The sequence below is a fragment of the Nocardia sp. AB354 genome (assembly GCF_049538315.1).
Classification (GTDB): domain Bacteria; phylum Actinomycetota; class Actinomycetes; order Mycobacteriales; family Mycobacteriaceae; genus Nocardia; species Nocardia nova.
The window spans coordinates 1-11428 of sequence record NZ_JBMVFU010000049.1 but is presented as its reverse complement, the minus strand read 5'-3'; the positions used below and the strand labels follow the sequence as shown (position 1 = coordinate 11428).

Here is an 11428-nt window from a genome sequence, read left to right as displayed (position 1 = left end):
CACGGTCACCGCCGGTGCCACGGTCGGCACCATCGAGGCCATGAAGATGGAGGCCGCCATCACCGCACCCCGCGCCGGAGTCGTCGCCCGGGTCGCGATCGGCACGGTGCAGCAGGTGGAAGGCGGCGACCTGCTGGTCGACATGGACCTCAATGGAGCAGCGACAGCCTGACGACAACTGCCGAACAAGAACCGAGTGCCGGGGCGCACAAGCTGTGCGCCCCGGCACTCGGTGCAACCATCTGTTACGCAATACCTTCCGCACGAGCGGCCGCGGCGACGGCCTCGGCCACTGCCGGCGCGACCCGCGGATCCAGCGGACTCGGGATGATGTTGTCCGCGGCCAGCCCATCGCGGACCACACCGAAAATTGCGTCGGCTGCGGCCACCTTCATACCCGCGGTGATTCGGCGCGCGCCGGCATCCAGCGCGCCCTTGAACACGCCCGGGAAGGCAAGCACGTTGTTGATCTGATTCGGGAAGTCGCTACGGCCGGTTGCCACAATGGCGGCGTAGCGGCGGGCGACCTCCGGATGGATCTCCGGGTCCGGGTTCGACATGGCAAAAACGATCGCTCCGGGCGCCATCGAGGCGATGAGCTCCTCGGCGACGGTGCCCGCCGACAACCCCAGGAACACGTCCGCACCGGCCAGCGCCCCGATCGCACCACCGGCCAGCCCACGCGGATTGGTCCGCTGAGCCAGCTCGGCCTTCACCGCGTTCAGGTCGGTGCGATCGGCGCTGACGATGCCCTTGGAATCCAGCACCACCACATCGGACACGCCCGCGGCCAGCAGGATATTGCTGCATGCCACACCCGCCGCGCCGGCCCCGGAAACCACGACCTTCAGGGCCTTGATGTCGCGGCCCTGCACAGTGGCCGCGCCCTTCAGACCCGCCAGCACGACGATCGCGGTGCCATGCTGATCGTCGTGCATGACCGGGCAGTCCAGCGCCTCGACCACACGCTTTTCGATCTCGAAGCAACGCGGAGCCGAGATGTCCTCCAGGTTCACCGCGCCGAAGCTAGGACGCAGCCGGATCAGGGTCTCCACGATCTCGTCGACATCCTTGGTGTCCAGCACGATCGGAATCGAATTCAAACCGGCGAACTTCTTGAACAACGCGGCCTTGCCCTCCATCACCGGCAGCGAGGCACGCGGGCCGATGTCACCCAGACCCAGTACCGCACTACCGTCGCTGACCACCGCGACCAGCCGGTCGGTCCAGGTATACCGAGTGACTAGCGCCTCGTCCGCGGCAATAGCCCGGCTTACCTGCGCTACTCCGGGGGTATAAGCAATCGACAGATCACGCTGCGTATCCAGCGGAGTGCTTAGTTCCACCGAGAGTTTGCCTCCGAGATGGCCGGCGAATATTTCATCGTGCGTAATAGCGGACCAGTCAGCGACGCCAGCCGTCGTGGCGTTTTGAGGATCAGCAGCTGATGACACGGTTCACTCCTACCTGACAGCCGCTCCCGAGAGCCGCCATATTGCCTATTCTTTTCGACCGTCCAGAAAACATCATATCCGAGGCTGGAGTGCTTCGGCGCGGCAACTACCCCCCTCGCCGGCCCCGCAGTCACCGGTGCCACCTGTAGCGCTGACACGTGGCTCACTGCCAACCTCACCGCTGGCATCGACCAGCTCGCCGACCGCGCACCCGATGCAGATCATGCAGAAGTGGTCACTGATTCGGGTCCCTGATGCGATCGGCCAGGACGGTGGCGGCGGTGTCGAACGGTGCGGCGAAGCGCAATTCGACCAACTTCCAACCATGAGCATCGAGCCAGCGGTCCTCCTCGGCCCCGGATATATCCGCCGAACGTCTCCCCAGTCGCACCGGATGTCCGGCGGGCACGATGGAACCAGGACGGTCGAGATGTGACCCCAGCCAGTACGTCGTCCTGGCACCCCGCTTGGATCGGCTCCGCTAGAGGCATGGACGAGCACCAATGGAGTCGCAGGTGCCTTGCGGCAGCGATATGATGCTGCACTTCTCCGAGGCAGCGCCGTAGACTTGCGAAAGCTTCGGCGAAACGCGATCTGATTGGCACCGGGACGTGGCTCGCGCGAGGATGGCGATGGATCGCGATTGAAGACCAATGGCCGGAAACGACGATACGCAACGCGTACAGCAACAACAGCAGGTGGAAGACGAGCTCGACGCCGAGGGGCTCGAGCGTGCCGAGATAATTGGGCGCGGCGGTTTCGGAACCGTGTTCCGGTGTTTCCAGGCCGCGTTGGGCCGAACGGTTGCGGTTAAAGTGCTCTCGTCCGACTTCGACACAAACAGTCGGGCGCGCTTCCTCCGCGAGCAGCGAACGATGGCTCAACTCTCGGGACACCCCAACGTCGTCGCGGTACTGCATGCCGACGTCACGTTCAGCGGCCGTCCCTACATCGTCATGCCCTACCATCGCCGCGGCTCGCTGACCGATCACCTCCAACGCCGCGGTCCGCTCCACTGGCCTGCAGCAGTGGCACTCGGGGTCAAGCTGGCCGGCGCGCTTGAGTCCAGCCACCGCCTGGGGATCCTGCACCGCGACGTGAAACCCGGGAACGTCCTGATCACCGATTACGGGGAACCGCAGCTGTGCGATTTCGGCATCGCACGCATCAGCGGCGGTTTCGAGACGTCCACGGGCTTGATCCTCGGCTCCCCTGCGTACACGGCTCCGGAAATTCTCAACGGGAAGCCACCCAGCGTGGCCTCCGATCTGTACGGCCTCGGCGCCAGCCTGTTCTGCCTCGTCACCGGACACGCTGCTTTGGAGCGACGCGAGGGCGAGGAAGTCGTTGCGCATTTCGTTCGGGTAGCTTCCACGCCCGTTCCCGATCTCGGTGAAGGGTTCCCGCAAGGGCTGACCGACGCGATCCAGCATGCCATGGCGATGTCGCCGAACGACCGTCCGGCTACCGCGGCCGAGCTCGGTGAACAACTGCGCGATCTCCAGCGCAGACATGGACATCGGGTCAGCGATATGGCACTCATAACCGCCGATCAGAATCCACTGACCGATAGTCGATCGACTACCTTCAGTGAGCTGCAGCGACACGTTGATGGCCGGTCACAGCGGGCCGCTGCACGGCCGCCCAGCGCCGCAACCAAGTTCCGCCCACCCCTCGCCGCACACACGCTCGTGCGACGGGCGAAACTGATCGAACGAATATGGGACGCCGGCCGCAAGCGCCTTGTCGTTATCCACGCTCCAGCCGGATTCGGCAAGAGCACTCTGGCGATGCAGTGGCGCGAGCGTCTCCTGGCGGACGATGTCCCGGTGGCATGGCTGAACATCGACCGCGATGACGACAACCTGATCTGGTTCCTCGAACACCTCATCGAGGCGATCCGGCTGGTGCGGCCGAACCTGGCGATCGAGCTGCGCCAGGCATTGGAGGAGCACGGACACGCAGCCGAACGCTACGTCCTCACATCGCTGATCAACGAGATTTACCAGGCCCAGGAACGTTTCGCCGTCGTACTCGACGACTGGCATCGAGTCAGCAATCCCGGGACCATTGGCGCGCTCGACTTTCTACTCGAACAAGGCTGCCATTATTTGCAGATCGTCGTGACCAGCAGATCACGGCAAGGACTTCCTCTCAGCCGCATGCGGGTCGAGGACGAGTTGGTCGAAATCGACTCCGCCGACCTGCGTTTCGACGTCGACGAGTCGCGCGAATTCCTCGTCGATCTGGCTCGGCTACCGCTTGACACGCAGGACATCGTAGATCTCCGTGCGTCAACCGACGGCTGGATCGCCGCGCTGCAACTGGCATCGCTGTCGCTGCGTCATCACGACGATCCGACCGAATTCATCAGTCACCTGTCCGGTCGACATCGAGCTATTGCCGAGTACCTCGCAGACAACGTGCTGAACACGCTCGATTCATCACTTCTCGAATTCATGCTCGCCACTTCGGTATCCGAACGCATCTGCGCCGAACTGGCAGCCACGCTGTCGCAACGCGACCAGTGCCAAGCGTTGCTAGAACAGATCGAACAGCGGGACCTGTTCCTTCGAGCCCTCGACGACGAGCGGACCTGGTTCCGCTACCACCATCTGTTCGCCGATTTTCTGCGCCGCCGCCTCGAACGCGACCACCCAGGCAGACTCACCGGACTGCACCGAGTGGCCTCACAGTGGTTCTCTGAGCGGAAGATGCTCAGCGAAGCAGTCGATCACGCCTTGGCGGCCGGAGATCCAGACCGAGCAATCGATCTCGTCGAGCGGGACGGTATCGAACTGGTCGAGAACTCCCAAATGTCGACACTGCTCGGGCTGATCGCGAAGCTGCCGACGGAACTGGTGGCAGACCGCCCCCGGATGCAGATCGCACTCGGCTGGGCACACGTACTGTTGCATCATCCGCCAGAGCCGATTCAAAAAGCCTTGGAAACAATGAAATCCAAGCTGTCGATCATGGCGCGGTCAGGCACCGACGTCCGCGACGACCTGCTCGAGGCAAGCTTGATTCAGTCCATCGGCGACTTGTTCGCAGACCGAATCGACGGTCTACTCGAGACTGCATCGCAGTGCCTCGAGCGGCCGGATACGCTGCGGCCATTCGTCGTGGCGTCGGCAGCAAACGTCGCCTCATTCGAAGCTCTGCACCGGTTCGAGTTCGCATCGGCCCGCCGGTGGATCGAATGGGCGATGCCCTACCACCAGCGGGCCAGGGGATCGTTCGCGGCCATGTACGGATACCTCTTCGCCGGCATGGCAGCACACGAACAACTCGACCTCACCGCGGCCGAATCCCTGGTTCGGCGAGCACAGACACTGGCCTGCCAATCGAGCGGCAAACACTCGTACCCAGCGCGGCTCGCCGGTGCCGTCCTGGGTGAGCTGCTCTACGAGCACGGCCGAATCGCCGAGGCGGAGGCACTGCTGGACTCCAGTCACCAGCTCGGTTCCGAAGGCGGCGTAGTGGATTTCATGCTGATCACCTTCGGCACCGGATCGCGCATCAAAGCCGCACGCGGACAACGAGACGCAGCTGCAGAGCGCCTCGACGAAGGAGAACGAATCGCCGGACAGCTGTCCCTACCCAGGCTTGCCGCACGTATCGAGAACGAGCGGCTGCGATGCGATCTCCTACACCAGGGCCCAAAGCTCGTGCCCATATCGACAAGCCCGAAGACAGCGGACGGACCAGCCGACGGCATTGCACTCGTCACACAAGAACTGGTCGCGGACTCACATATCCGTACATTGCTTCGCGGTTCGCCGGCCGACATCGCCACCGCCTGCGCCGAGGCCGATGCCCGAATGAACCGCGTCGACGCCATCGACCGGCCACGCGCGCACCTGCAGGCCCGATTGCTGTACGGCGCGTGCCTGCACGCCGCGGGTCGAGATGGCGATGCGCTAGAGGTGGCTGCTCCCGCCGTCGCACGATGCGCCGAACTCGACCTGCCACAATTCCTGCTCGACGCCGGTCCGCAGATCGCCGCACTCATACACATGTTTATTGCCGACAAGGAACGCAACGTCTCGGCATGGCCGCATCTGCGGCGGTCCTTCCTCGACGACGTGCTGCAGATTGCCTGACGTGGGCCACTGGCGGGCACGTGCACCACGTCCAGATCGACCACGCAGCGACCGCACGCCCAGCAGCACTACCCATGGGCGGAATCCAGGGCGAACGTGCACGCTTCTGCAACGCCGTAACAGCTGAGCAAGTTCGGAATTCGGGTACTGTTCTGCGGCCGGACCGGCTCGTGCGCTTGCACCCCTGTGGAATCATCCCCACCGATGAACTCGATACGGCAGCGGCGCAGCAGAAGTCACCCGATCGGCTACTGTTGTGGTCCGCAATGTGCTAGTCGAACTGGCCGCCCTGGGGGCCGCCGCCGAATCTGCGCCCAGCCCGAATAGTTTGCCTGGTCCCCGGCCAGTGAAACCGAGCGGCGTTGCGCCGCATTAAGATCGCCCCCGTGGTCGGCGCAGATCGGCCGACCGGCGCAGGGGGACGGGCACGGCAGGCTTGCTCGATGTCGCGTAGAAGACCCTCCTGGGCGACCATTGCCGGCAGCTCGCGGCACGAGATAGATACCGGGGCAGAATTCGTGCAGTGTGCCCGCCGCCGGCAACGCCCGATAGGCCGGGGACTGGGACGGCGGGAAGTTCGGGGGAGAAGGGGGCGAGTGTGGCGGTCAGCGCGTAGCCCCGTCAGTGGGCCGAAGGGGGCGGCAGCACCGGTGGGGAACCCGGACGCTCCATGACGGCGCGGTCCTGACCAGGTACGAGACCAGGCCTTCCTGCGGCCGGCCGATATCGGGGGACTGTGCGGCGGTCTAGCGAGGTGCCTACGAAAAATGGTAGCCTGCCTCTCGTCTCGATGACGCTCGTCATGAAAACGAAATAACTTGGTTGAAAGGGCTGGACTCCGATGTCCACACCTCCAGCGCATACGGACACGTTCGGCCGGGACAATTTGCCGTCCGAAGCAGAATGTTCCGAGTTCGTCCTCGATCTATTCGAGCTGCGGCATCCGGACCGGCTCAACCGCGCGACCGCCCAGAGCGTATAGCCACTAATCCGCTCGTGAAGTTCTTGTCTTATCGTCTGGAGCCTCATTCACTTGCCTACAACGCTGCCCCCCAATCAGCCCGAAAACCCATCCGTGCCTTCATCATCGCCTGACGGCACCAGCGGGCCTCGCGTCCCGCTGTACTCCCCGGAGTTCTCCTCCGATCCGCACCGCATCTATCGGGAGATGCGTGATCGCTACGGTTCGCTGGTGCCGGTCGACCTGGCGCCGGGAGTTCCCGCGACGCTGGTGATCGGCTACCACCAGGCGCTGCGTATTCTCAACGATCCCGACCATTTTCCAGCTGACCCTCGCCTCTGGGAAAAGAACGTTCCCGGCGACTGTCCCGTCCCACCGATCCTCCGATGGCGACCGACCGCGTTGCACAGCGACGGAGCCGAACACGCGCGGTACCGACAGGCGACCTCGGCGAGCCTTGCGGGAGTCGATCTGCATGCCATGCACAGCACCGTGGAGCGGATCGCGGGGTCGCTGATCAACGTGTTCTGCGAAACCGGTTCGGCCGATCTGATCAGCCAATACGCGTTCCCGCTCGCCTTCGCGGTGGTTAACGACATGGTGGGCTGCTCGGCACAGATCGGGCAGCAGGTCGCGGCTGGCATGGCTGCGTTCTTCGAGGGCGTCGACGCGAAGGAGGGACTCGAAGTCTTCACTGAGGCGCTGTCGGAACTGGTTGTCCTCAAACGCGCTCACCCCGGCGACGACGTCACCACGCGGCTGCTGCACCAGCCGGCCGACCTCGACGATATGGAGGTGGTTCAACAAGTGGCCAATCTGTACGCCGGGAACATTGAGCTACAACAGAATCTGATCACAAACACTCTGTTGTTGATCCTGACCGATGACCGGTTCGCCGGCGGGGTTCTCAGCGGCTGCTTGCAAACCCGCGACGCTCTCGACGAGCTGTTGTTCAACGACCCGCCGCTGGCGAATCACTGTCCCAGTTATCCGCGGCGGCCGATCCTGATCGATGACATCTGGCTGCCCGCTCACCAACCGGTCATCATCAGCATCGCGGGCTGCAACAACGATCCTGCGGTAAACACAGGTGCGCACGCGGGTAACCGCTCACATCTGGCATGGGGTGCGGGACCTCATAGCTGCCCCGCGCAGACCATGGCGACCTTAATCGCTCAAGATGCCGTTGACCAGCTTCTCGATGTCCTCCCAGAAATCCGGCTCGCGGTGCCGACTGCTCAACTGACCTGGCGGCCGGGACCATTCCACCGAGCCTTGACGTCCCTGCCAGTTATTTTTCCTGCAGCGTCTCCACTGAATGGGGGTTAATACTGCAACGGCAGTTGGCTCGTCTGGGTCCGGCATGATTATGTCTCGTGGTGTTGGATCATGTTGTGGCCGAGCTGGATTCGTTGTCTGATCGGATCGGTGGCCGGTTCCGGCGTGCCGAGCCGCGGGCCCGAGCCCGGGAGTACGTGTCCGGGCTGGTCGCGGGGTTGGAACGTAAGAACGGGTGGACGCTGGCCGAGCAGGCCGGGGAGGACGGCCCGGACGGGATGCAGCGGTTGCTGCGGTGGGCCGATTGGGACATCGATGGAGTCCGCGACGACGTGCGGGATTACGTTGTCGAGCATCTGGGTGACCCCGGCGGTGTCCTGATCTGCGACGAGACCGGGTTCTTGAAGAAGGGCACTAAGTCCGCCGGCGTTCAGCGCCAGTATTCCGGGACGGCGGGCCGCACGGAGAATTCGCAGATCGGCACGTTTTTGGCCTATGCGTCGAAACACGGCCACGCTCTGGCCGACCGGGAATTGTATGTCCCGCAATCGTGGATCGAAGACCGCGACCGGTGCCGGGCGGCCGGGATCCCCGACGAGGTGGAGTTCGCGACCAAGCCTCGTCAAGCGATCGCGATGATCTCACGCGCACTCGAGGCGGAGGTGCCGTTCCGCTGGTTCACCGCCGACGAAGCCTACGGGCAGGTCAAATACCTGCGGGTCTGGCTCGAAGAACACGACGTGCCGTTCGTGATGGCGACCCGCCGCAACGACACCCTGATCACCACCGACTACGGTGAAGACCGCGCCGATACCTTGATCGCGGCGCTGCCGGCGCGGGCGTGGCAGCGGTTGTCGGTCGGTGCCGGCGCGCACGGGCCTCGTGAATACGACTGGGCCCGGCTGCCGATCCGCGTGGAGTGGGTGCCGGGCCGCGGGCACTGGGTGCTGGCACGGCGCTCGATCAGCGACCCGACCGAGATCTCCTACTACGTCTGTTACGGCCCTCGCCGGTCCACCCTGACCGATCTGGCGTGGGCAGCCGGCTCGCGTTGGCATATCGAGGAAGCGTTCCAGCAGGCCAAGAACGAGGCCGGGCTCGATCACTACCAGGTCCGCACCTGGCGAGCCTGGTATGCCCACATCACTTTGTCGATGCTCGCCCTGGCCTGGCTGGCGGCATCGAAAGCTGTTGCCGCAAAAGGGGAATCGCCGACCGCGACGAGGACGTGATCGGCTTCACGCTACCGGAGATCCGCCGTCTGCTCGCTCGTTTGATCTTGCAGAGCACTCAGCCCGCCACCCACGCCTGGGCCTGGTCAAGTTGGCGCCGGCGTCGGCAACACCAAGCCCGACTCAGCCACTACCGGCGACGAGGGCGCCCACTCGATCAACTGCCGTTGCAGTATTAAGGGCGAATGCGCCTCCGGGCCCTCGTCCAAGTCACACGAATCGGTGACGGTGCCCAGACTGGCGACAGCACCGATTCCCTCAGAAGCTCACCGATGTACTGAAACGCAACAGTCAGGATCTGCTCCGAGCCGTCAGGCGGGGGTGTCCAGGATTTTCAGGACCCAGTGGCCTTTGCCGTTGGATTTGGCGTTATACAAGTTCGTGTCGGCCGCGGCCAGAAGAGATTCGGTGTCAGCCCCGGCAAGGGGGGTGACGATGACGCCGATGCTAGCCGATATCGGCAGGGCACGACCGTTAATGACGATCGGATCGTCCAGCGCCGATAGCAGCCGGTCAGCGATGACCGAAGTGCTGGACGCGCTGGTCGGCGGTGGGATGCAAACGACGAATTCGTCTCAGCCGATGCACGCGACCAAGCTGTGCTGGTCGCCCACACTGCTACGTAGGCGGGCTGCGACCGCGGCGAGCGCCTTATCCCCGACATGGTGACCGTGTCGGTCGTTGAGCACTTGAAATGATCGAGATCGACGAAGCAGAACCCGACGCGATCGCCGGGGAGCGCGGCAGTGATCAGGTCGTCGACACGCTCGACGAGCAGGCGGCGGTTCGGTAGGCCTGTCAGCGGGTCGTGCCGGGCTTAGCGGTGCAGTTCGTCGTCTCGCTGATAGAGCTCGGTCACGTCCGAGCCCACTGCCAGCAGGTAGTCGGGGCTTTCGCCGGCTCCCGGGACGTAGGTGATCGCGAAGGATATCCACCCAATAGTCCCGTCCGCGCGCACTATCCTGCCCTCCAGTTTGACTGTGCCGGACCGGGCCGGAATCAGCGTCTCGAACAGCAGGTGGCGGATGTGCTCCAGGTCTTCGGATGGGCGAAGTTGTAGATCGATATCCCCTGTAGGGCTCGGACTGGCACCCCGATCATCTCCGCCAACGCATTGTTGGCTTGGCTTGTAACAGCGTGCCCTCAGTGTGACCCGCACGCCCGCCGATGCATCGAAGAACTCTGCACCGAGCGCGCCGAGAAGATGCGAAACAAGTGCCTGTAGGGGCCACCACTTCCCTGCTGGTCGGGAAACTGTCCGCGCCCGGCATGCGGACCGCTCTGGCCGCCGCTTCGAGGTACTACGGGGAGATACGCCGCACCATCTACGCCGCCCGCCGGCGGCCGAACATGCAGTGAGGGTGTCATCGATCGGGAGAGGTTACATCGGGCGTCAGTCGGGCCGCGGGCTGGGCCCGTGGCCGGCGATAGTGCACCGGCGCGACGCCGACAGAGCGATTGTCTAGTCGGACAACAGGATTCAAGATTCCGCTGAGAATCTCTGGTGGCAGCGCGCTGTGCAGGTCGGAGGTCAGCAGTACACGACCGAAGATGCAGGGCTTGGGAATCCACGATCTGTGCGTGTGACAGTCTCTGAGTGCAGATCGCCGAGCAGACGTCGTCGGCGGCGACAGAGAACCAGCGCGAACCCTTTGGAAGCAAAGGTCGTGACTGTTCCCGTGGTATCGCCCGGCCCGGTGATGAATCTGCGACTTCCATTGTCGAACGGCGTGAAACCCGGTACGTCGGTGAGTACGGTGTTCCGCCCGATGGGACGCCGGCGGTCCAGTACCGGAATTTGACCTCCGATGCGCGAAGGTATTCGCGCAGAGTCGCTTGCTTCCCTATTCGCTGTCGGTTGTCATCTTCGTAACCACGACAGGTCCTGACCAGCCACAGGGGAGGCCACACACACCTTCGGTGGTCATGGCGGCTTTGCCGTCCACGCGATATGTCACGACGAGGAATGCCTGTGATGCGTAGCCGCATTGCGGGCAGGTACCGAAATGATTGAGAACCTCTCTGCCCCGCTGCTCCACAATCGGTGGCGAACCGGGTGCGCGGCTGGTGGGTCGATGGTGCGGCGGCTTGTCCATGACGTATCCCCGGATGTGTTCGAATGCCTGTGGGCGAGCGGTGTGCGTGCCCGGGCGATCTGGTCGAGCAGTGCCGACGTCCTTGCCCGGAGGGGGTGAAGCCGGGCGACGTGCTCGTGGGTGTGCGAGTGCGGCGCCCGGCTTCGAGGGTTGTGACTGCGCGGTGGCGGCTAGGTCACAATCCGCAGGGGGTGTTCGATCAGCTCCTTCAGTTGGGCGAGGAATTGTGCGGCGATGGCGCCGTCGATGGCGCGGTGGTCGGCGGACATGGTGACGCGCAGGATCTTTCGGCTCACGACTG

Annotated in this window: 8 protein-coding genes and 1 pseudogene; 5 read left to right on the top strand and 4 right to left on the bottom strand. The window is 64.0% G+C overall.

Features of this window, described 5'->3' with window-relative positions:
* Nucleotides 1-172 (top strand): biotin/lipoyl-containing protein (locus ACPCUW_RS34840; protein ID WP_423429642.1); only part of this gene is annotated, 172 nt, incomplete at its 5' end.
* A 73-nt stretch (nt 173-245) separates the two neighbouring features.
* Here ACPCUW_RS34840 and ACPCUW_RS34835 read toward each other — a convergent pair.
* Together ACPCUW_RS34835 and ACPCUW_RS34830 are read right to left on the bottom strand one after the other, a co-directional pair.
* The gene (locus tag ACPCUW_RS34835) at nt 246-1394 is read right to left on the bottom strand and encodes an NAD(P)-dependent malic enzyme (RefSeq protein ID WP_423429641.1); all 1149 of its coding nucleotides are present in this window, start codon (nt 1392-1394) and stop codon (nt 246-248) included.
* A gap of 295 nt (nt 1395-1689) precedes the next feature.
* Nucleotides 1690-1863: a hypothetical protein gene (locus tag ACPCUW_RS34830; RefSeq protein ID WP_423429637.1), complete on the bottom strand. Its 174-nt coding sequence runs from the start codon at nt 1861-1863 to the stop codon at nt 1690-1692.
* Nucleotides 1864-2107: 244 nt separating this feature from the next.
* On the opposite strand from ACPCUW_RS34830, the gene ACPCUW_RS34825 reads away from it, so the two are divergent.
* From ACPCUW_RS34825 to ACPCUW_RS34815, 3 genes are all read left to right on the top strand, one after another.
* Nucleotides 2108-5560, top strand: coding sequence for a protein kinase domain-containing protein (locus ACPCUW_RS34825; protein WP_423429636.1), 3453 nt, complete (start codon nt 2108-2110; stop codon nt 5558-5560).
* A gap of 1033 nt (nt 5561-6593) precedes the next feature.
* The gene (locus ACPCUW_RS34820) at nt 6594-7850 is read left to right on the top strand and encodes a cytochrome P450 (protein WP_423429635.1); all 1257 of its coding nucleotides are present in this window, start codon (nt 6594-6596) and stop codon (nt 7848-7850) included.
* Between the two features lie 47 nt (nt 7851-7897).
* The gene (locus ACPCUW_RS34815; RefSeq protein WP_423429634.1) at nt 7898-9031 is read left to right on the top strand and encodes an IS701 family transposase; all 1134 of its coding nucleotides are present in this window, start codon (nt 7898-7900) and stop codon (nt 9029-9031) included.
* A 311-nt stretch (nt 9032-9342) separates the two neighbouring features.
* Here ACPCUW_RS34815 and ACPCUW_RS34810 read toward each other — a convergent pair.
* Nucleotides 9343-9809 (bottom strand): annotated as a pseudogene (locus tag ACPCUW_RS34810) (GGDEF domain-containing protein).
* 437 nt (nt 9810-10246) lie between these two features.
* On the opposite strand from ACPCUW_RS34810, the gene ACPCUW_RS34805 reads away from it, so the two are divergent.
* On the top strand, nt 10247-10390 hold the full coding sequence (locus tag ACPCUW_RS34805; protein WP_423429643.1) for a hypothetical protein: 144 nt from the start codon (nt 10247-10249) through the stop codon (nt 10388-10390).
* A 907-nt stretch (nt 10391-11297) separates the two neighbouring features.
* On the opposite strand, the gene ACPCUW_RS34800 is transcribed toward ACPCUW_RS34805, so the two are convergent.
* The gene (locus ACPCUW_RS34800) at nt 11298-11423 is read right to left on the bottom strand and encodes a 2-oxo acid dehydrogenase subunit E2 (protein ID WP_423429639.1); all 126 of its coding nucleotides are present in this window, start codon (nt 11421-11423) and stop codon (nt 11298-11300) included.
* Nucleotides 11424-11428: the final 5 nt, after the last annotated feature.